The organism is Paenibacillus sp. FSL P2-0173 (assembly GCF_038008045.1).
Classification (GTDB): domain Bacteria; phylum Bacillota; class Bacilli; order Paenibacillales; family Paenibacillaceae; genus Paenibacillus; species Paenibacillus polymyxa_B.
In genome coordinates this window covers 130,576-152,780 of sequence record NZ_JBBOYK010000006.1, presented here as the reverse complement: position 1 = coordinate 152,780, position 22,205 = coordinate 130,576, and the positions used below count along the sequence as shown (strand labels likewise).

General features: G+C 43.4%; 21 protein-coding genes. 16 read left to right on the top strand and 5 right to left on the bottom strand.

Annotation, left to right across the window (positions count from 1 at the left end; all coding sequences use genetic code 11):
- Positions 1-171 precede the first annotated feature (171 nt).
- The gene (trhO, locus tag MKX30_RS25015) at positions 172-1,065 is read right to left on the bottom strand and encodes an oxygen-dependent tRNA uridine(34) hydroxylase TrhO (protein WP_023988475.1); all 894 of its coding nucleotides are present in this window, start codon (positions 1,063-1,065) and stop codon (positions 172-174) included.
- 210 nt (positions 1,066-1,275) lie between these two features.
- Between trhO and MKX30_RS25010 the strand changes: the two genes are divergently transcribed.
- The 4 genes from MKX30_RS25010 (at position 1,276) to MKX30_RS24995 (ending at position 6,688) form a co-directional block, all read left to right on the top strand.
- Positions 1,276-2,565 (top strand): glycoside hydrolase family 27 protein, encoded by a 1,290-nt coding sequence (locus MKX30_RS25010; RefSeq protein ID WP_209942072.1) that lies wholly within the window; start codon positions 1,276-1,278, stop codon positions 2,563-2,565.
- 225 nt (positions 2,566-2,790) lie between these two features.
- Positions 2,791-3,834 carry a carbohydrate kinase family protein gene (locus tag MKX30_RS25005; protein WP_023988477.1) on the top strand — a complete coding sequence of 348 codons (1,044 nt, stop codon included), beginning with the start codon at positions 2,791-2,793 and terminating at the stop codon, positions 3,832-3,834.
- 97 nt (positions 3,835-3,931) lie between these two features.
- A complete protein-coding gene (locus tag MKX30_RS25000) occupies positions 3,932-4,627 on the top strand; it encodes an adenylate kinase (protein WP_028541375.1) in 696 nt (231 codons plus the stop codon).
- Positions 4,628-4,948: 321 nt separating this feature from the next.
- Complete coding sequence (locus tag MKX30_RS24995; RefSeq protein ID WP_341063784.1) at positions 4,949-6,688, top strand: proline--tRNA ligase; 1,740 nt, start codon at positions 4,949-4,951, stop codon at positions 6,686-6,688.
- On the opposite strand, the gene MKX30_RS24990 is transcribed toward MKX30_RS24995, so the two are convergent.
- A complete protein-coding gene (locus MKX30_RS24990) occupies positions 6,685-7,449 on the bottom strand; it encodes a spermidine synthase (RefSeq protein WP_028541373.1) in 765 nt (254 codons plus the stop codon). The genes MKX30_RS24995 and MKX30_RS24990 overlap by 4 nt on opposite strands.
- Positions 7,450-7,667: 218 nt before the next feature.
- Here MKX30_RS24990 and MKX30_RS24985 point away from each other — a divergent pair, with 218 nt between their 5' ends.
- Both MKX30_RS24985 and MKX30_RS24980 read left to right on the top strand, forming a co-directional pair.
- On the top strand, positions 7,668-8,387 hold the full coding sequence (locus tag MKX30_RS24985) for a YebC/PmpR family DNA-binding transcriptional regulator (RefSeq protein WP_013310214.1): 720 nt from the start codon (positions 7,668-7,670) through the stop codon (positions 8,385-8,387).
- A 93-nt stretch (positions 8,388-8,480) separates the two neighbouring features.
- A complete protein-coding gene (locus tag MKX30_RS24980) occupies positions 8,481-8,657 on the top strand; it encodes a hypothetical protein (RefSeq protein WP_226887860.1) in 177 nt (58 codons plus the stop codon).
- 64 nt (positions 8,658-8,721) lie between these two features.
- Here the strand turns inward: MKX30_RS24980 and MKX30_RS24975 are convergent, their stop codons facing one another.
- The 3 genes from MKX30_RS24975 to MKX30_RS24965 all read right to left on the bottom strand — a co-directional run bounded on the left by MKX30_RS24975 (position 8,722) and on the right by MKX30_RS24965 (position 10,863).
- Positions 8,722-9,912: an oxalate decarboxylase family bicupin gene (locus MKX30_RS24975; protein WP_341063799.1), complete on the bottom strand. Its 1,191-nt coding sequence runs from the start codon at positions 9,910-9,912 to the stop codon at positions 8,722-8,724.
- 88 nt (positions 9,913-10,000) lie between these two features.
- The gene (gene ybaK, locus MKX30_RS24970) at positions 10,001-10,480 is read right to left on the bottom strand and encodes a Cys-tRNA(Pro) deacylase (RefSeq protein WP_069080119.1); all 480 of its coding nucleotides are present in this window, start codon (positions 10,478-10,480) and stop codon (positions 10,001-10,003) included.
- 17 nt (positions 10,481-10,497) lie between these two features.
- Complete coding sequence (locus tag MKX30_RS24965; RefSeq protein WP_068938727.1) at positions 10,498-10,863, bottom strand: ribosomal protein L7/L12; 366 nt, start codon at positions 10,861-10,863, stop codon at positions 10,498-10,500.
- Between the two features lie 283 nt (positions 10,864-11,146).
- On the opposite strand from MKX30_RS24965, the gene MKX30_RS24960 reads away from it, so the two are divergent.
- The 10 genes from MKX30_RS24960 (at position 11,147) to MKX30_RS24915 (ending at position 22,193) form a co-directional block, all read left to right on the top strand.
- Positions 11,147-12,055: an ROK family protein gene (locus MKX30_RS24960; protein ID WP_081327443.1), complete on the top strand. Its 909-nt coding sequence runs from the start codon at positions 11,147-11,149 to the stop codon at positions 12,053-12,055.
- Positions 12,056-12,090: 35 nt separating this feature from the next.
- Positions 12,091-12,699: a DUF1349 domain-containing protein gene (locus MKX30_RS24955; RefSeq protein ID WP_013310225.1), complete on the top strand. Its 609-nt coding sequence runs from the start codon at positions 12,091-12,093 to the stop codon at positions 12,697-12,699.
- 211 nt (positions 12,700-12,910) lie between these two features.
- On the top strand, positions 12,911-14,326 hold the full coding sequence (locus MKX30_RS24950) for a glycoside hydrolase family 1 protein (protein WP_023988485.1): 1,416 nt from the start codon (positions 12,911-12,913) through the stop codon (positions 14,324-14,326).
- A 305-nt stretch (positions 14,327-14,631) separates the two neighbouring features.
- Positions 14,632-15,012 carry a VOC family protein gene (locus tag MKX30_RS24945; RefSeq protein ID WP_023988486.1) on the top strand — a complete coding sequence of 127 codons (381 nt, stop codon included), beginning with the start codon at positions 14,632-14,634 and terminating at the stop codon, positions 15,010-15,012.
- 99 nt (positions 15,013-15,111) lie between these two features.
- Positions 15,112-15,699: a sugar O-acetyltransferase gene (locus tag MKX30_RS24940; protein ID WP_023988487.1), complete on the top strand. Its 588-nt coding sequence runs from the start codon at positions 15,112-15,114 to the stop codon at positions 15,697-15,699.
- A 154-nt stretch (positions 15,700-15,853) separates the two neighbouring features.
- A complete protein-coding gene (gene yfcE, locus MKX30_RS24935; protein WP_023988488.1) occupies positions 15,854-16,405 on the top strand; it encodes a phosphodiesterase in 552 nt (183 codons plus the stop codon).
- A 118-nt stretch (positions 16,406-16,523) separates the two neighbouring features.
- The gene (locus MKX30_RS24930; RefSeq protein WP_053325376.1) at positions 16,524-17,555 is read left to right on the top strand and encodes an agmatine deiminase family protein; all 1,032 of its coding nucleotides are present in this window, start codon (positions 16,524-16,526) and stop codon (positions 17,553-17,555) included.
- Positions 17,556-17,584: 29 nt separating this feature from the next.
- Entirely contained in the window at positions 17,585-18,460 is an 876-nt protein-coding gene (gene aguB, locus MKX30_RS24925; RefSeq protein ID WP_025721082.1) for an N-carbamoylputrescine amidase, read from the top strand.
- Positions 18,461-19,060: 600 nt separating this feature from the next.
- Positions 19,061-21,082: an NAD(P)/FAD-dependent oxidoreductase gene (locus MKX30_RS24920; RefSeq protein WP_023988491.1), complete on the top strand. Its 2,022-nt coding sequence runs from the start codon at positions 19,061-19,063 to the stop codon at positions 21,080-21,082.
- A 190-nt stretch (positions 21,083-21,272) separates the two neighbouring features.
- Positions 21,273-22,193: an aminoglycoside phosphotransferase family protein gene (locus MKX30_RS24915; RefSeq protein WP_053325377.1), complete on the top strand. Its 921-nt coding sequence runs from the start codon at positions 21,273-21,275 to the stop codon at positions 22,191-22,193.
- Positions 22,194-22,205: the final 12 nt, after the last annotated feature.

Below are 22,205 nucleotides of genomic sequence, written 5' to 3'. Positions count from 1 at the left end.
ATAAGACGCTACTTTCGAGTCCGTCCAAGATGAAAATACAATCAAGGTCATAGGTACATACTATGAAGCTTTCGACACTTATTGTGAAAACAACAAAAGGGATGCCCACAGCCATGTTGAACGGCTAATAGGGCATCCCTCTTGTTATAATGAACCAATGATGCTGCTAATTTATGCAGTAGCCACGGTTTCCGCTTTGATTCGGCAATCGTCAGAGCAATAGTGCTGATGCTGTTCTTCGCAATCCGGACATACGATATGCTGGAGATTGCACACCGGGCAATTGATATAATGATCGCTCGGCGTTTCACAATGGAAGCACTTGCCGACAATGACGTCCTCATCCGTATGATTGATCGGAATCGAGATTCGTTCGTCAAATACGTAGCATTTACCGTCAAACAAACGTCCTTGTACTTCCGGGTCCTTACTGTAAGTCACAATGCCGCCATCCAACTGGCCTACATCGTTAAATCCTTCTTTGATCAAAAGACCGGACAACTTTTCGCAACGGATACCTCCGGTGCAGTACGTCAGGATTTTCTTGTCTTTGAACTGAGTCATATTGTCGCGAATCCATTGTGGAAATTCACGGAACGATTCGACTTCGGGGCGAATAGCCCCGCGGAAATGACCGATGTCATATTCATAGTCATTACGTCCGTCCAGAACAACTACATCTTCATCTTGAAGCTGTTCATAAAACTCCTTTGGTGACAGACGCTTACCGCTAATTTCATTAGGGTCCAGCTCATCTTCATGACGCAGCGTAACAAGCTCCTGACGATGGCGTACAAATATTTTCTTGAACGCATGACCGTCAGACTCATCTATTTTAATAACGATATCGTGGAATTTCGGATTGGCGCGCAAATCACGCATATATTGCTCCGTTTGCTCTACTGTACCAGACAGTGTTCCGTTGATTCCTTCCGCAGCAATCAAGATTCTTCCCTTGACGCCCAGCTCCTTGCAGTAAGCCAGATGCTCTGCCGTAAAGGTGGCAGGATCTTCAATGTTGACATATTTGTAAAACAACAAAATTCGATAAGCATGTTCACACACGTAAAATCACCCTCTGATTCAAGTCAAAGTTTTTTAACAAGCAATTTTAAATGTACCACATTCTTTAAGTTAGTCAACTTAAATGTATAAAAAGTGGAAATGGAAAAGATGACGAGCGACAAAAGTAAGGGTTTACATTATAATAGTAACGTAGTGATGAGGAGATTTTTAGTAGCAGGATGAGTTCTTCTAGATGAGAGGATGAATGAAATGAAACATCATTTGACAGCGCATACACCACCTATGGGGTGGAATAGCTGGGATTGCTACGGTGCAGCAGTACGGGAAGAGGAAGTACGGGGAAATGCTCAATATATGGCGGAGCACCTGAAGGAATATGGTTGGGAATATGTCGTTGTAGATATTCAGTGGTATGAGTCAGGAGCAGTATCTTCACAGTATCGCCCGTTTGTCCCATTGGAAATGGATTCATTTTCACGTCTTATTCCAGCGGTGAATCGTTTTCCTTCGGCAGCAGATGGACGAGGCTTCCAAGCTCTTGCGGAATATGTACACGGACTGGGATTGAAATTTGGTATACATATTATGAGAGGCATCTCCCGTCAGGCGGTGCACCAGGATACCCCGATTTTGGGAACTACAGCCACGGCGAGACAAATTGCGCACCCCAACTCTATTTGTCCTTGGAACACAGATATGTATGGGGTAGATGCATCCAAGGAGGGCGCACAGGAATACTATAATTCATTGTTTGACCTGTATGCGGAATGGGGTGTGGATTTTGTCAAAGTAGATGACATTGCTGCATCACGTCTCTATGGTATTCATTTGGCGGAAATTGAATTGATTAGGCGAGCTATCGCCCAATGCGGACGTCCGATGGTGTTGAGTCTATCGCCTGGTCCGGCACCGCTGGAGCAGGCATCCGATTTAATCGCAAACGCGAATATGTGGCGTATGACGGATGACTTCTGGGATGTATGGCCTTTACTGTATGGTATGTTTGAGCGCTGCGAAAAATGGGCGGAACATGTAGGTCCAGGTCACTGGCCGGATTGCGACATGCTACCACTGGGTCATCTGGGTATTCGTTCGGTAGATTCGGTAGATTCCGGCAGCCATGACCGATGGACACGCTTTACGAAGGATGAGCAGCTAACGATGATGACCTTGTGGAGCATTTTCCGATCTCCACTGATGTTCGGGGGGGAACTGCGGGATAATGATGCATGGACCCTTTCCTTGCTAACTAATGAAGAAGTGTTAAATGCTCATCACAACGGTTTGAATGCGCGGCAGGTGTATAGAAAGGATGAACATATCGTTTGGACTTCACATAACGAGGAAGGTCATGTATATGTAGCTTTGTTTAATGCTGGAGATGAAGCTTCAAAGGTGCGTGTATCCTTAAAAGACCTTGGTATTGAAGGGCATCCAAATGCCAGAGATTTATGGAACCATGTAGATTTAGGTGTTTTAGCACAAGAACTGTCCGCAGATTTACCTCCTCACGGAGCAGCGCTATTTATTTTGAAATAATGTAAGGAAGAACTATGCGCAGTTCCAACCCAAGCACCTTATCGTAAAAGTGGAAGGCATCTTTACGATAGGGTGTTTTTTTGCATGTGTAACTTTAGGATATTTTAACGAACTCGACATTATTCTTGGGAATATGACATTTGGAACGTGTTAATTTTATATAGTGCCTATTTCTGTACAAATTTAAATCATTCTAACGAATAGACTCGAGAAAGGAGTCAAATGATGAAATTAAAAAAAATCCACAAAAATGAACAGGACGAGCCTTGGCCCTCTAGCAAACCAATATTATGTATCGGGGGGGCCAATCTGGATCGTAAAATCATGATTAAAGGTACATTTCAGCTTCATACCTCCAATCCGAGCAGTACAAGGCTGCAATCTTGCGGTGGGGTAGCACGAAATGTAGCTGAAAATTTAGGGAGGTTGAGCCAGCGGGTCAGCCTGCTAACTGCGGTTGGAGACGATGCGGAAGGTGAATTTATTATCGAGCAGTCCAGCCGTTACATGCACGTGGTTCCTCTGCAAGTCAAAGGTGAACCGTCAACTGGAGTTTATACTGCCTTGCTGAACGAGCGTGGTGAACTGATTGTAGCGACAGCAGAAATGGAGATTTATGATCAGATTCGTCCTTCAGTAATTTTTGAAAATGCTCCTTTAATCGCCTCGTCCCGACTGGTTCTGCTGGACACTAATTTCTCTATGAACGTAATTGCGGCCACCATACATGTCTGCCATGAGCATCGGGTTCCGATTGTCGTTTCTTCGGTATCAGCCTCCAAGATGAGAAAGCTTCCCCGAAATTTGCATGGGGTGGAATGGCTGGTATGTAAACCGGTGGAGGCTGAAGCCTATTTGGGGCTAGAACTTACAGATGATCAGCATATGTTGGATGCCACCCGGATTTTTCACAAACTTGGGGTTCAAAATGTCATTTTTATCTGCGGTGCTGATCGTGTTTTGTACGCCTCTCAGGATGGAACTCATGGACAAATTCCTATGCATCCTGTTCAAGAGGTCATTGATGTCACAGGCGCAGATGATGCTTTTATTGCCGGGATGATTTATGGTATTACCCAAGGTTATCCTATGGAGCAAGTGTGCCAATTTGGAATTAGCTGTGTCGACTTGACCCTGCAAACGGATCGGACGGTTTCAGAGACCCTTTCTATGAATAAACTCCATTCTAGGTTTCAGGAGCTGTATGGCACACATTCGCAAAATTTTGTGTTTTTCAAGGGCGTGTATTTTAAAAAGAAAGATACATAAGTAATCAAGAGAACTCTACCCTACAACAACGCGTATTTGGAGCTTCACGTACGTAATGGCCTCAATTATTGAATTTGTAAAAGGAGCATGTTGTCTGATGGACAGTGTGAAATACGTAATTGTTTTTCTGCCACTGTGCCTCCTTTATTTGCTTTTAAAGGGAGGTTCTTTGGTAGTAGGTTTACTCTATCGATTGATCTATTCCATGCGGCCCTTACATGCAGGACAGGATAACGAGTTTCGTGCTGTGCAGCACGCTAAACGTATTATCGTGATCGGCTCGCCGGGAAGCGGTAAGACTTTTTTGGCCAAACGTCTTTCCATGTGGACTCAATTGCCGTATATCTCTTTGGATGATTTGTATTGGGGCCCGGAGTGGAAGCGGAGCACTGATAAACAATTTCTCAAACAGCTGGGTGAAGTGCTCCAAAGGGAAGAGTGGATCATCGAAGGGAATTATCATGAGCGTTATTTTACCGAGCGACTCCAGCGCGCCGATACGATCATTGTAATGGATGTTAGTACGCTTGAAGCAATAACAGGCGTTATCACACGTTCGCTCAACCGTTTTCTGTTTTCCAAGGAGCTACCTAAAGGAGTAAAGGAGGAAGCAGTTCGTATTTGGGATATTTCGCCTCGCTTTGTCCGCTTTGTTCTGGGTTTTCGCAGGCGTATTCGTCCTAAAATCTGGCCGCTCATTATGCAATATGGTAACCAACGGAATTTGATTATTTTGAAATCTAAATATCGTTCATGTCCCTGGACAGCTCCAGATAGACGATTATCTCCTTGACTAGAACTTACGTTTCGTGTAAAGTGGTGAAAATTGTAATATATAGGAATAGTGTAGACCAAGGATCAAAGGTTCAATACCCGCTGTACAGAGAAGAAACTCATGGGCTGAAAGGTTTCTCGCCGCGAATGAACGTTTACCTGCCTTGCGAGCTGTAGCGGTTTGTAAGATAAACCGTTACCGGCTAGACGCCGTTATCTGATGAAGGACCGTTCCGTGTATGGTTACGGTCAAATTAAGGGTGGTACCACGACACATTCGTCCCTGACGGATGTGTCTTTTTGCGTACATTTTATCGTCCATACAAGGAGGTAGCTACACATGCGCCAAAGCCAATTATTACTGACAACCTTGCGTGAAGCACCCGCAGAGGCCGAAGTGATCAGTCATCAGCTTATGCTGCGGGGAGGATTTATCCGCCAACTGGCGGCTGGAATGTACACCTACATGCCACTGGGCAGACGGGTGCTCAGAAAAGTAGAGCAAATCGTACGGGATGAAATGGATCGCGTAGGGGCTGGGGAACTGCTGATGCCTGTATTGCAGCCAACGGAGCTGTGGCAAGAATCAGGGAGATACGATGTTTACGGTCCTGAGCTGATGCGTTTGCAAGATCGGCATGATCGGGAGTTTGCTTTGGGGCCTACACATGAAGAGGTCATTACGTCTTTAATACGAAATGAAGTGAATTCTTATCGCAAATTGCCTGTAACCCTGTATCAAATTCAAACCAAATTTCGGGATGAACGACGTCCTCGATTTGGCCTGCTTCGCAGCAGAGAATTCTTAATGAAGGATGCCTATTCGTTTGATGCACATTGGGAAGGACTAGATCATACCTATTGGACCATGTTCCAGGCATATCATCGTATTTTCACCCGCTGTGGTCTAAATTTTCGTGCTGTAGAAGCAGATGCGGGTGCCATTGGTGGCGAAGGTGAAACCCATGAATTTATGGCTCTAGCTGATATTGGAGAGGACACAATTGTAGCATGTACCTGCTGTGAATATGCAGCTAATCTTGAAAAAGCCGTGGCGCGGTCGACGGGGGAAATAGAAATAGCCCCAGTCTCAGATGAAAATGAACATGTCAGCCATCCTTCTTTCGATACAGCTAAAATGGAAAAATTCCATACTCCAGGTCTGCGTACAATAGATCAACTGGTTGAATCGCTTCACATAGAACCTGAAGAAATCATAAAAACACTGATTTATATGGCTGACGATCAACCTGTTGCTGTAGTTGTCAGGGGTGATCATGAGGTCAACGAAGTGAAAGTTAAACATATTTTAGGTAGTGAAAAATTCGAAATAGCAAGTGCAGACACCGTGTCAAAGGCGACTGGAACCCCCTCGGGGTTCATAGGCCCATGCGGATTGACGATCCCTATGTGGGTAGATTACGCCGTTGTCCAAATGTCCAGCGGTATCGCAGGCGCCAACGAGCTGGATTATCATTATCGACATGTGAATCCAGTGCGCGATATAGATCTTCGGCATGTGGCTGACTTGCGGAATGCCATAGAAGGGGATAGATGTCCTCGATGTGACGAAGGGGAATTGAAACTTCATCGTGGGATTGAGATCGGACACGTATTTAAACTAGGCACCAAATATAGTGAGAAGCTGGGTGCGACTTTTCTGGATGCTTCCGGAACTGAGCAAGCGATGATTATGGGCTGCTATGGCATTGGCGTATCCCGGATCCTTTCCGCCATTGTAGAGCAAAATCACGATCAGAACGGAATGATATGGCCTTATGCGCTGGCCCCATTTCAAGTTCATATTATTCCGATTTCTGTGAAAGACAGGCTTCAGATGCAAATAGCCGAGAAATTATACAACCAGCTGCAGGATCGTGGCGTGGAGGTGCTGCTGGATGATCGGGAGGAACGGCCCGGGGTTAAATTCAAAGACTCCGATTTAGTAGGTATTCCCGTGCGCATCGTCGTTGGTAAAGATGCCGAACACGGGAAAGTAGAGTTAGTGGAACGAAAAAGCTGCAACAAAGAGACGATTCATATCGAAGATGTAGAGAGACGAATATTGGAACTACACTAAGCATCTGTATCCCGTAGAATATGACCTTCTCCAAGTGTAATCTCATGAAAGTCCGCCATCTGACGTGCCTGAAACCGGATGGGCTTGTCCCGACCAATCATAATGATATTTTGAATGTCGGCAGCGCCTTCCGAGGGGAGCGAGAAAGTTGTGACATAGGCGAATTCTTCACGCAACGTTGTGTGAATGGCATTGATCAGGTGGTCGTGTTCACTTTTGCCCATTAAATTCATGATCAGGGAGCCTTCGGAATCCAGCTTTTCTTTGGTCATCTTGAAAAATTCCCAGGATATTAAATGCAAGGGTGTACCCTGCTCCGTGAAGGCGTCCAAAATAATATAGTCATAAGCATCCGGCGCTTCCTTCTCCAGAATGCGTCGTCCATCGCCAACAGTCACATTATCCTGATCGTATCCAAAGAATGTTCGGCTGAACTCTACGACTTGTGCATCCAGCTCGGCAATCTTAAAGCGTTTATCTGTAAAATGACCCGCTATTGTACCTATACCATGCCCAATAACAAATACATCTTCAAATGACGGATCGTTCAGCTCCATGAGATGGATGATTGCTCTCGGATATTCGAACACAATGCGTTGCGGATGATTCAAGTCCACCGCGCCTTGGACGGCTGTATTTGAAAACTGCATTACTCGAAATAATCCCTTTTCACCATACAGCTCAGTGGTTTCGTATACTGTGATTTCATGATTATGGCTCAACTTTTTGTACAAGACATCCAAGTGAATGATCTCCTTCAAGTCAGACTTCCTCCTCATCTTAGAGATTGATAGGGGGATTGTCCATAGATGAGGAGAATTGAAAGTTCACATTTCCAAGCATCCCTAATTAGGTAGAATTGTTTATTTTTCCATAACGGAGTTGTTTGAACTTGTTCGTATGTCCTTTAGGAGATATAATATACAAGGATATAATGAAGTTCGTTGTGTATATTCATACAGGAAGAGAGCGGGATATTATGGGACGTAAGTGGAATAACATTAAAGAAAAGAAGGCATCCAAGGATGCTAATACGAGTCGTATATATGCTAAATTTGGCGTGGAAATTTATGTGGCAGCCAAACAGGGCGAACCTGATCCTGAATCCAATCGGGTATTAAGAGTCGTTTTAGAACGTGCAAAAACGTACAATGTACCCAAAGCGATCATTGACCGTGCTATTGAAAAAGCAAAAGGTGCTGGCGATGAAAACTACGTAGAGCTTCGTTATGAAGGTTTTGGACCGAACGGTTCCATGGTCATTGTAGATGCACTGACCAATAACGTTAACCGTACAGCATCAGATGTGCGTTCTGCTTTTACTAAAAATGGCGGTAGCTTAGGCGTGAGCGGATCTGTAGCCTACATGTTTGATTCAACAGCAGTTATTGGTCTGGTGGGTAAAACCGCAGATGAAGTGCTGGAGCTGCTGATGGAGGCAGATGTAGAGGTACGTGACATCATTGAAGAAGATGAAGCCGTCATCGTCTATGCAGAGCCCGATCAATTCCATGCTGTGCAGGAAGCTTTCAAACAAGCAGGAGTGACTGAGTTTACCGTTGCGGAGCTCACTATGCTTGCCCAAAATGATATTTCTCTTCCAGAAGATGCACAGGTTCAATTCGATAAATTGATTGATGCATTAGAAGATTTGGAGGATGTTCAGCAGGTTTACCACAATGTAGACTCTGAGGAATAGTCTTTGTTAATTAGTTTATAAAAACACCGTATTCCGATACGGTGTTTTTTTTGTATAGTCATCACCGGACCTCAGTCGCTAATCTTTGGCGGAGTGGCTGAGATTATCGGGAAAGTAACAGGCCAACCGATTCAGCATATCTCGTTGTCTGATGAAGAGTTGGAAGTGGGAATGGTTCACGCTGGAATGCCTGAAGAGTATGCAGATATGTTGGCGGGATTGGATAGAAGGATACGTGAAAATGGAAGTAATAATGAAGGGGGCAATTGAATCAACCCGTCATATTCAAAAAGAAGGTTCACTGATCTAGTGGCGAGCGTGATACCGTTCCCGGTTATTTCTTTTTAGGGTCATAAGAATAACCAGGATATTTGACGACGGGCCATTTTACCTTTCGTAAATTAGAGATCACATCAGTACCTACATGTAAATTACTCTGAATCAGTTCTGTGGGGGTAAGAGCCATCCATTGATTTAGTGAAACATCCGCAAAACGGTCACTCTTAAACATTTCAAGAAACCATAGTGAGCTAGAGCCAGTATTTTGAATATAATGACCATAAGCAAAAGGCACATATCCGACATCTCCGGCTCTAAAATCAAATGTGCGGGCCGCGCCATTACCACCAAAGACAGTCATCCGTCCTTGCCCTGTAAGATAGTATTGCCATTCGTCATTATTGGGGTGCCAGTGCATTTCTCGCATGGCTCCGGGCTCAATCTCAACAAGGGCGGCTGCAATGGTTTTGGAAATCGGAAAATTGGAGGAGTCAACGATTCGTACGCTTCCGCCCGGCGTTTTGATTGGGGGCTGGGCTAGTAATTCATGCTTGAAGGATTGGGGCAATGTCCCGTAAGGAGAGGGAACAGCTTGGCTTTGGATTGAACCGGGAACGGAATCCTGATAGATGTATACTTGATCTTGAGGAATCGCTGCAAAATCAGCTTCTGGTACACCAAAATTTGCAGAAAGTACGTCTTTGGGAGTATGTGCGAACCAATCCGAGATGGATAGGGTGTTCAGATCGGAGAAACTGTCATCATCAAAAACCAGCAAAAATTCGCACCCATCCTCAAGCCCCTGTATAGAGTGCGGAATGCCAGGAGGAAAATACCAGAGATCCCCGGGACCCACATCAGCAATAAAATTACGTCCATTTTGGTCAACTGCCGTAATGCGAGCACTTCCCAACAGCATATATGACCATTCCGCCTGCTGATGCCAGTGAAGCTCACGTACACCACCCGGTGTTAAACTCATATTCACCCCGGCAAGGGTTGTAGCAATAGGTAATTCCCTTACTGTTACTTCTCTTGACCACCCACCATGATTAAGCTGCATATGAGCATCAGAAAAAGAAAATCTCATATTCGGAATGAGACCATTGTCCGTTACGGGGGGAACCAGCATATCAGGATTCTGTAGATCCCTCATCACATCACGTGGACCCTTGTCGATACCCCCAGCACCATCACTTCTGATGGGTTGGGGGATTCTTGCATTTTTCGGGCAATCATTATGCATCATTAGATCTTCCTCTCCAGGTTGAAGCTTGATGAAGTATGGGATAAGAGAAAATACGCATAAAGATTTTATGATCATGTGGTGAGTTTTATGCTGTATGCGTCAGATCTGTAAACTGTGCCTGAATGATTAGAGCTAAATCGTGTGGACTCAACTCCAGTTGGGTCCCAATTTTCCCACCGCTCACAACGATGGCTTCCAGTTCCAATGCAGGCTGGTCGATAAAAGTGGGGTAGAGCTTTTTCATTCCTATGGGGGAGCAGCCACCGCGAATATATCCCGTATACTTTTGCAAATCCTTAACTGGAAGCATTTCAATTTTTTTCTCTCCCGCGGATTTGGCTGCTTTTTTGAGATCAAGCTCTTTATGTACAGGAATCACAAAAATAAACAGATTTTGTTTGCCATGTGCAACCAAAGTTTTGAAAACCATTTCCGGGGCTCTCTCGATTTTCTCAGCCACATTCATCCCGTCTATTTTTCCGTCTTGATGATCATAACTCAAAATATTGTATTGTATATGTTGCCCGTCCAATATGCGCATGGCGTTTGTTTTGCTGGCACTCATCTTATTTCTTCCTTTCTTTAGAGTTTTTCCAAGTGATCCACATAATCCTTTGCATCCTTAAGGGAAAGATCCTTAGCGGTTCTCAGCTCTTTTATGGCTTGAATCTTTTTACCTTCCCTAATTAGCAGGAGCAACCTTTCATTGATATCTTCTGAAGCTCCTGCATCTAGAATATGTGGAGGAGTGGCAGCGATGGTACCTGACAGCGATGCGCCTTGTATTCCTGAACGATTTTCAAGACGCTCCACGTCGGATTTCAAGTCATTAAGCCGAGATTGAAGGCTGTAGACCTTAATTAAAAGTATGACGGAGAGGAGCAACGCGATTATTGCTATATACTCAATAGCTGACAACAGAATCCCCCCAATTTCACTTAGTTTCATCGCAAAGATGCCGCACTAAAAATTTGATTCTTATTTCTAGTATAGCATGATGATCGAAGAGAAGAGGAAAATGTGTACAAATTGACTTTTTGCAGGCAGAGCGTTATATTACAACTTATTATAAACCTTTTAATAAATACTGGAAAAGGAGTGTATTCAAATACAACCAGTCTCCAATAATACCATTCGGGTTAAACAAATTAATGTAGAGTTAGTTAAAAACACACTGAAATCCAAGGAATATGCAACCAAGTCATCCATAGCCAGTATCACAGGTCTTAGTGTGGCAACTTGCGGAAATATTCTGAATGAGCTTCTTCAAACCGGGGAAGTATTAGAGACGGAATTGGAAGAGTCGAATGGCGGACGTCCGGCTAGACGTTACAAATATAACGCTGACTATTCTTATATTATCTGTTTAAATGTGAAAACGGAAGGCGGTATACATTCTCTTACTTATGCTGTTGCCAATTTGCTTGGTGATATCATCATCGAGAATACTTCCAATGTGCCTCATATTGATTATGAGGTCATAGAAACCCAAATTGGAGAGCTGATTAATAACTATGGAAACGTCAAAGCCATTGGGATTGGCATCCCCGGGGTTGTTCATCAAGGGATTATCGATGTTTGTGATCTCGACCTGCTCATAGGAGTCCCTGTAGGTCCACGGCTTCAAGATAAATACGGATTAGAAGTTACCATTGAAAATGATATGCATTTGACAGTCTACGGATTTTATAACATGCAGAATTATGATGAGGATAAAACCTTTGCTATTGTTACGTTTCCCAAAGACAATTTCCCCGGCGCGGGTTTTATTGTCGATGGACATTTGTTAAAAGGAAATACCAAATTTGCTGGGGAGGTTTCCTTCTTACCCTTTGATTTAACAAGAGAGGAACAGCTTAAACAGTTAAATAGCACAGAGGGATTTGTTCCTTTGGCGATCAAAACGATAACTTCCATTATTGCGATTATAGATCCTGTATCTATCGCTTTGACTGGAGAGTTATCCAAGCCGAATCTGTTGGACGATATTTATAACGGCTGTCTAAAAGATGTACCCAAAGAACATATGCCCGAGATTTTTGTGAAAAACGATACACATGATGAATACATGCGTGGGTTGATTTCGGTGACCCTTGAAAGTCTGACGTACAATTTGCAATTGGTGGAGAAAAGGAAATAGGGCATCGTTCAATAAAGAATGAGAGGATGAGATTAATGACTCAAAAATCGATTGCATGGACTACAGGGACATGGACTAATCACCCTGTATCATCCATAGAAGAAGATCAGTTCCTTAAAGTTGAAACCAGAGAAGGAAGCGACTACTGGGAAAAAACTTTGTATGGATTTGAACGCAGTAGCGGACATTCCCTGCTTACAGACTGGGAAGAAGGCTCTGCCATCGAAGTCACGTTTCAATTAGGCTCATTTACGGAGCTCTACGATCAGGCAGGTATAATGCTGTATCAAGGACAGCAAAAGTGGATTAAAGCCGGAATCGAATTAAATGATGGAATTCCTCAACTGGCAGTCGTAGTCACGGATGGCTATTCCGATTGGTCATTAGCTCCTGTACCTGATTGGGTAGGGAAAAATGTGACGATTCGTGCTTCACAGCTACAGGATGCAGTTATCATTAGAGCCCGAACCGAAAATCAAAGCTGGCGCACCGTACGTGTAGCACGTTTTCCTTATGAAACGGGACAACAGGCGGGTCCTTTTGCCTGCGCGCCGACTCGAGCCGGCTTTCAGGTTATCTTTACTCGCTGGGTAAGCACTGAACCAGATAGAGATATTCATGTAGATCCGCCATTTGAAGAATAGCCATTTTACTCAATAATAGAAGAGTTATAAATATGGGAGTAATTATTGGAGATAATACAATTATAAGCTCTGGAAGTTTTTAAAATAATACTTGACATGAAACGCGTTACAAACCTTAAGATTCAATTAGAAGTACTTTATAACACATTAGCATAGAGGTAACGTATTTCTATCCTAGTTAATGAAAAACATCAGCAAAGGCGGAGAAAATATGAGTACACAGTTTCCAAAAGATTTCCTGTGGGGCGGAGCAGTTGCTGCTAATCAGCTCGAAGGCGCTTATCAAGAAGATGGAAAAGGCTGGTCCATTCAGGATGTAACTCCTCGTGGTGGCTGGGGGCCCGTTACGGATGTACCAACAGAAGATAACATGAAATTGATCGGTATTGATTTTTATCATCATTATAAAGAAGATATCAAACTTTTTGCGGAAATGGGCTTCAAAGTATTCCGTACTTCTATCGCATGGTCACGTATTTTCCCTAAAGGTGACGAACTGGAGCCTAACGAAAAAGGCTTGCAATTTTATGATGATTTGTTTGATGAACTTCACAAATATGGAATTGAGCCACTCGTTACATTATCTCACTATGAAACACCTTTACATTTGTCCAGAGAATACGATGGTTGGGTAAACCGTAAGCTTGTTGATTTTTATGAGCGCTATGCTACAACTGTATTTAATCGCTACAAAAATAAAGTTAAATACTGGTTGACTTTCAATGAAATCAACTCCATTCTTGAAGCACCATTCATGAGTGGAGGAATTAGCACACCAAAAGATCAACTTAGTGAGCAAGATCTTTATCAAGCTATTCACCATGAGCTTGTAGCGAGTGCAAGAGCAGTAAAAATCGGTCATCAGATCAACCCTGATTTCAAAATTGGCTGTATGGTGCTGAGCATGCCTACTTATCCGCTGACACCTAATCCGGACGATGTGATCGCTGCGATGGAATTTGATCACAGAAACATGGCATTTGCCGATATTCACGCAAGAGGTCAATACCCAGGTTACATGAAACGTTTCTTTAAAGAAAACGGAATTTCTATTCACTTTGAACCAGGTGATGCCGAAGATTTGAAGCATACCGTTGATTTTATCTCGTTCAGCTATTATATGAGTACTTGTGAGACAGCTGACGAAGCTAAAAAAGTCAAAGGTAAAGGTAACATCCTTGGTGGTGTCAGCAATCCGCATCTCGAGGCAAGTGAGTGGGGCTGGCAAATTGATCCGCAAGGTCTGCGTTATGTCCTGAATACATTCTATGATCGCTTCCAAAAACCACTGTTCATCGTTGAAAATGGCCTGGGCGCCGTTGATGAACTGATCACGAATGAAAAAGGCGAAAAAACGGTTGAAGATGACTACCGAATCAACTACCTGAATGATCATTTGGTTCAAGTTGGAGAAGCTATTGAGGACGGAGTAGAGGTTTTGGGCTACACGTCTTGGGGATGTATTGACCTTGTCAGCGCATCGACCGCTCAGCTTAAAAAACGTTATGGCTACATTTACGTAGACCGTCATGATGATGGCAGCGGTACACTTGAAAGATATCCGAAGAAATCGTTCCATTGGTACAAAGAAGTTATTGCTACGAACGGTGAAAGCTTGAAACGTTAATTTATAAATAAACCAGTGATTAAGTATTAAATTTACAATGAAGGCTTATAGATAGCGACCGCTTCTTCTCTTTTACGAAGCGGTCGCTAATTTTTTAGGGGTATTAGCAACCGGGTTACAAGCTGAGGACGAAAGAGCTTTCATGAATGATTCGTAAGCGTTATTTATTGGTAATTGATGATAAATAGATTGGACAAAAATTAATTACTGAGATATATTGAGACTTATTAAAACGTTAATAATAACGATGTTAAAAATTGAGTCCAGTATAAATTAATGATGAGGGCTGCAGAAGGAGGAAAATAATGAAGATTGAGCATGTAGCGATCTGGGTGAGAGACTTAGAAAAGATGAAAAGCTTTTACGAGCAATATTTTGATGGAAAATCTAACGATAAATATTATAACGCTACAAAAGGATTTGAGTCCTATTTTATCACCTTTGAGGATGGAGCAAGGTTAGAGGTTATGCGTAAAACGGGAGTAGATCATTCACCACAGATAAATATTACGGGCTGGGCTCATGTGGCATTTTCCGTTGGAAGTAAAGCACGGGTGAATGAAAAGACAGAGCAGCTCATGCATGCAGGATATGAAGTTGTGGGTCAGCCAAGATTGACAGGTGACGGCTATTATGAAAGCGTAATTAAAGATCCAGAAGGTAATTTGGTGGAAATTTCAATGTGAGTAGCTTTCCAGTTCTGAAGAGTGAGCATGTGGAATCCTACAATGAAGCTTTAAAAGAAATCTGAATTCTGTATCTAAATAAGCAAAGCGAGGATGGACATGACAGAAAAAGAAAGATCACAACTAGGACTCCTATACAATGCTAATTATGATGAAGAGTTAATTGAAGAACGTTTACACGCTAAAGTTCTCTGCCACGAATATAATCAGCTCCATCCTAGAAATATCGAAGAACGAGAAACACTCATCAAAACTTTACTTGGGAAAACAACTGATAGATTCTTGATTGAGCAACCTTTCGTATGTGACTATGGCTATAACATTGAAATCGGTGAAAATTTCTATAGTAACCATAATCTAGTTTTGCTTGATGGGGCAAAAATCGTTTTTGGTGATCATGTGTTTGTTGCTCCTAACTGCGGATTTTATACTGCGGGTCATGCTCTTGATGTAGAACAACGTAATGAGGGATTGGAGATTGCATTTCCAATTACAGTCGGCAATAATGTGTGGATCGGTGGTAATGTCAGCGTTCTGCCTGGTGTTACTATAGGCGATAACTCCATTATCGGTGCAGGAAGTGTTGTTACCAAAGATATCCCTTCTGGTGTGATTGCTGCTGGAAACCCTTGCACGGTAATCCGTAAAATCACCGAAGATGATAAGACCAAGTACAAAAGGAACTAATAATAAACTACAGCTCACTCGGAACTGTAGTTTATTTTCTTAAAAGAGTATTATCAAACGAGAGAAAATTTTTGCACAGATTTGTTCAGGGAATAATGCAATAATGTACTTAAGTGGAATGTTTTTTAGCCTATTCAGAAAGGAAAGAACAATCATGAAATTGATGTTTATTTCAGATATTCACGGCTCGCTGCACTGGTTGCAATTGGCACTGGAAAAGTTCAGGGAGGAGAAAGCCGATCGTCTTGTCTTGCTCGGAGATTATATGTACCACGGACCACGTAATCCGTTACCAGAAGGGTATAATCCGGCAGAAGTGGCCGCTCTGCTGAATAAGTACAAGTCCCACATTGCGGTTTCTGTGCGCGGGAATTGCGATGCAGAGGTGGATCAGATGCTACTTGAGTTTCCTATGATGGGTGATTATGCTTGGCTGTACCATGAAGGACGGAGAATCTATGTCACGCACGGACATGGCTTTAGTATCGGAAATTTACCACCACTGGAAGCGGGAGATGTGTTCATCCAGGGACATACTCATATTCCGGTAGCGGATGTGGAAAATGGGGTCTTTATACTGAACCCCGGTTCGATCTCGCTGCCAAAAGATAACTATCCATCCTCTTACGGTGTGCTGGAGGGAGCACATTTCACTGTGAAGGATTTTGATGGGAATACGGTGAAAGCAATCACGTTTTCAAAGTAATTTACTCAAATGTGATTGTAAATTATTAAAACTTTTCCGCTTCGATTGAGACAAAGATCATATTATTGTATGATAGGAGCGGAGTCTACATTATGAAAAAGAAAGAGAGCTTCATTACATGCAAATTAAGGATTCACATTATAAGATGCCGCCTGAATGGGCGCCACATGAACGCACGTATATTTCTTGGCCTGTAAAATCTTCAATGGTTTACCCGAATATGCATGCTGATGTATGCAAGGGCTATGCCGGAATTGTACGCGCCATGGCGGAATTTGAACCAGTTACTGTGGTCGTAAATCCGGATGATCTGGAGAGCGTTAAGGCGCTTGAACTTGGGGAACGTGTAGAACTGCTGCCGATTGAACACAGCGATGCGTGGCTGCGTGACAATGGCCCTACTTTTCTCACAGACGAGCATGGTCAGCTGGCAGGTGTAAACTGGAAGTTTAACGCCTGGGGTGGTAAATACGCTCCATGGGACCTGGATGATCAGGTTGCGCCGCAAATTTTGGACAAACTTGGAGTTCCACGGTTTGATGCACCGCTTGTGATGGAAGGCGGCTCACTGCACGTAGATGGCGAAGGCACACTGATTACAACCGAAGAGTGTTTGCTCAATTCCAACCGAAATCCGGAATTAAACAGAGAAGAAATTGAACGGTATGTATGTGAGTATACAGGTGTAGAGAAAATAATTTGGCTAAAACGTGGTCTTAGTGGCGACGAAACAGATGGCCATGTGGACAATATTGCTTGCTTTGCAGCTCCTGGCAAGGTCATTATGCAAGTATGTGATGATCCTGAGGATGAAAATTACGAAATCACGCAGGAAAATCTGCGTATTCTGGAGCAAGCAACGGATGCCCAAGGCCGTAAGCTGGAAGTGATTCGGATCGGTCAGCCGCCGCGTGTGGATTATGAAGACAGCCGATTGACACTGAGCTATATTAACTTCTACTTTGTGAATGGCGGTATCATTTTGCCAGTGTTTGGCGGCACTGCCGCTGAGAGCGATCTTGCAGCTGAGCAAGTGCTGGCAAATGTATTTCCAGATCGCACCATTCGGACTGTAGACGGTATGGCGGTCATCCGTGAAGGCGGTAACGTACACTGTACGACCCAGCAGATGCCTGCTTTAAAGCGTTGAACGATACAACATCTAAAAGGAGGACTAAAGTGAGAAAAGTAAAAGTGGCAGCGACTCAAATGAGCTGCTCTACCAATATCGAAGAAAATATAAGCAAAGCAGAGAAGCTAGTACGTGAAGCGGCTGCGCAGGGCGCACAAATTATTTTGCTGCAGGAGTTGTTCGAGACTCCATATTTCTGTCAGAAGGAAAAGTCTGATTATTATTCATATGCAACTGAGCTGGAGCACAACAAGGCGGTTAACCATTTTAAGAAGATCGCCAAAGAATTACAGGTTGTACTGCCCATCAGTTTTTATGAAAAGAAAAACTACGCGCGCTACAACAGTCTTGCTGTCATTGACGCAGACGGTGAAGTGTTGGGTAAATACCGCAAAAGTCATATCCCAGACGGTCCTGGGTATGAGGAAAAGTTTTATTTTAATCCGGGCGATACCGGTTTTAAAGTATGGAATACACGTTATGCCAAAATTGGGGTAGGCGTGTGCTGGGATCAATGGTACCCTGAGGCGGCCCGCTGTATGGCGCTTATGGGCGCAGAACTTTTGTTCTATCCGACAGCTATTGGCTCGGAACCGCAGGATTCTGCCATTGATTCCAAAGATCACTGGCAGACTTGCATGCTGGGTCATGCTGCTTCCAATCTGATCCCAGTCATTGCTTCCAATCGGATCGGAACTGAAACAGACGAGGACTCCAGTATTACATTCTACGGTTCATCCTTTATTGCCGGGCATCAAGGTAACAAGATCGCAGAAGCGGGTCGTACTGATGAGGAAGTACTTACTGCTGAATTTGACCTGGATGAGCTGGAAGTAGGACGGATTGAATGGGGCATTTTCCGTGACCGTCGTCCTGAACTGTACAATATGATTGCCACCTATGATGGTGATTTAAAAGTATAATCTAGACAAGTCTCCCTTGACGTCAAGCTGAGGTGTTTCCTTTCATTGGACTCTCACCCGGCTTTTCGGGCAGGGGATTTTTGGTTTCTGAATGGAATACTTCTAGTGATGGAGAGGAGGAAGGAAAACAGCAATGAGGCGTAAGGGTATAGACCAATCGCTCGCACAGTTCACAACTTCCAATCTCTCCTAAAGCCACAGCCTACGTACCTTTATTCAGAAAAAATGGATATGCCACAATGTGTGGGCTGCTGGACAGATATGTTAGGGAAGGGATTTTGGAGCGTGTACCCAACGGTTTCAAAAGAACGGATCGGTAGATGGTCCGGAATATAAGCATGATTTTTCACACTAAAGGAACATTTCTCATAGGATTGTTCCTTTTTTATGTCTAAATCCAGTTAATCTATAGACTGAAACTATGATTTGATACATAAAATAGCATTAGAATTTATGGATTAGATGATATAAAATCAAGTCATAAGGAATGATCGTACTCAATAACATCTCGATATTCCCAAAAGTGAAAAAAATCACATATGAGAATGCTTTAATGGAAGCTTGAACATGAAATTTGTAAACTCGCAAGGAGGAAGAACAATGAACCACTATCCTGCTATCTTTGAACCTCTAACCATACGACGCATGACCTTGAAAAATCGGATTGTTATGCCCCCGATGGGAACTAACTTTGCTGCCATGGACGGAAGCTTTGTTCAGGATCATATTGACTATTACGTGCAACGGGCCAAAGGTGGTACCGGCTTGATAACAGTAGAAAATGTTTGTCTGGATTTCCCGATGGGTACAAACGGAACAACCCAGTTGCGTATGGATAACGACCAGTTTATTCCCGGACTGTTTAGATTAACAGAAGCCCTGCATTCTTATGGAGCCTGTGTTTCTGTACAAATTAACCATGCGGGTGCTTCGGCTTATGCGGGACGACTGAACGGAGTTCAGCCTGTATCTTCTTCGAATATTCCTTCTAAAAAGGGCGGAGCTATTCCAAGACCTCTGCAAAAAGAAGAAATTTACGCCATTGTGCGCAAATACGGAGAAGCAGCGGGAAGAGCGCAACGAGCAGGATTTGACTGTGTTGAAATTCATGCGGGACACTCCTACTTGCTGAGTCAGTTTCTTTCACCGATGTATAATAAACGCACGGATGAATTTGGCGGAAGCGCAGAAAACCGTACTCGTTTTGCCAGATTAGTCATTGATGAAATTCGTTCAGTGGTCGGCCCATTTTTCCCTATTTGCTTACGTTTTAGCGCGGAAGAGTTCACAGAAGGTGGGAACACACTGGAAGATACACTCGAGTTATTGGAGTATCTTAATGATGAGGTAGATATTCTGAACGTTTCTGCTGCTCTGAATGATTCCATCCAGTTCCAGATTGACGGGATGAACCTGCCGGATGGTTGGCGCTCATATATGGCTAAAGCGGTAAAAGAAAAATTCGGGAAGGTCACGATGACCTCAGGTAATATTCGGAGCCCACAGGCTGCGCAGGATATTTTGGAGAGAGGTGACGCTGATCTTCTGGCTATGGGTAGAGGGTTGATTGCAGAACCGAACTGGGTGCTTAAAGTGCAAAACGGCTACGAACATTTGCTTAGAAAATGTATCTCTTGCAACATTGGTTGTGCCGATCATCGTATCTCCAAAAGTAAACCGATTTGCTGTACGGTAAATCCGGATCTGTTCAAGGAAGCTGAATACCGGAAACAACGTGTTAAAAACAATGTTCAGGTTGTTGTTATTGGTGGGGGCACTGCCGGCATGGAAGCAGCATGTACGGCAGCCGAAGTAGGCTGCAAAGTAACCCTCTTTGAGGAGAAACCAGAGTTGGGCGGCTTGGCTCGTGATATTGCCCGCTTGCCAGACAAAACACGTATCAATGATTTCCCTGATTATCTGATTCAACGCACCAAACAGTTAACCAATCTGAACATTGTAACAGGGACCCGAGCCGATTTGGCGATGATTAGTGCCCTGAATCCTGATATTATTGTCAATGCGACGGGGTCCACACCACTTCTTCCGCCAATTGCAGGTTTGCATGAACAACTGGGCAAACCGGGCACAAAAGTGTTCTCCATCTTTGATCTTTTGCACAACATGGAGAAATTCCAGGAGTTTGAAGGTAAACGCATTGCTGTAGTTGGTGGCGGAGCTGTGGGACTGGATGTCGTCGAATATTACGCAGAGCGTGGAGCAGAAGAGGTTTCCATCATTGAGATGATGCCGCTACTGGGTAAAGACCTGGATATGATTACTCGCATTTCCATGATGAAAATGGTAGAGGAGCAGGAAGTGAACGTCCATACGGAAACAGCTTTGACAGAAGTGTGTAGCGACCGCTTCAAAGTAAAGCATGGAGAACAGGAGTTTGAGATTCCTTTTGACCTTGGATTCGTATGCTTGGGTATGCGTTCATACAGTCCGCTGATGGACAGCTTGCTCGAATATGGTAAAGAACATCAAGTAGAAGTTATTAATATCGGGGATAGTAAACAAGCTCGTCGTATTATTGATGGCACACGTGAAGGTCGCAATATTTTGAAAACCATTCAACGGGTAGACGAATTTAAACATGAGTTTTCTTATTCTTACTAATTTGACAATACAAGTGATGGGTGTTCACGATGGCAACCCAGTGAATATTGAGGTTGAAGAGACGACTTGTCTTTTCAGCCTTTTTTATTTGAGTTTTTCCTGGAAGAAGATTGATTCCTCTGTCATTTCAAAGGTAAACTATGGAAAGCAAATATAGTAAGTAAGGCTATCTTAACGTGGGGGGATGAGCGTGAATCGACTCTTTAGTGAAATACCGGGTGCCAGCATGTGGAGCAGCGTGGAAGAGATTCATAAAGGCTGGTCTAGTGACAAAAAATATTATATTCAAACCACTGACGGTAGGGACTTGCTGCTAAGAATGTCGGATATGGTTCATTATGATAAAAAGAAATGCGAGTTTGAAGCTGTAACAAAGTTGAATCACGTGGAGAATCTGTTCATGTCCCGGCCGCTTGAATTTGGGATTTGTCATGATGGTCAATCTGTGTATTCTCTGTTCACCTGGATCGAAGGGAAAGATGCTGAAGAGATTATCCCCACGTTAACCGCAGCACAACAGTATCAACTCGGAGTTCAGGCAGGAGATGCACTAAAAAAAATGCATGAGATTCATGCGGAGCAAGATCGAGTCCCATGGGCTGAACATTATAATGCCAAAATCAACAGATATATTACAAACTATAAGTCATGCGGTATTCCCCTAAAGGGAGCAGATCAAGCCATAAGCTTTATTGAGAAAAACCGCCATCTATTAGAAAATCGTCCCCAGACTTTTCAGCATGGAGATTATCATGTAGGCAATATGGTGGTTAACCCATCTGGTGAACTGGGTATCATTGATTTTAATAGAATGGATTATGGTGATCCTTGGGAGGAATTCAATAGAATTACCTGGTGTGCAGCATTAAGTCCTTTATTCGCTTCGGGCCGTATCCACAGTTATTTTAATAACCATGTACCTGATTTATTTTTTAGATTAATGGCTCTGTATATTGCAAGCAATCAGCTTTCATCGATTCACTGGGCCATTCCATTTGGCAAAGAAGAGGTAGACGATATGGTGCAACGAGCTGAAGAGGTTTTGGAGGCGTATAATTACTTTCAAACCTATATACCGAAATGGTACGTGCCCAGTTACAGCGACTTGTAAAAGCGAAGACCG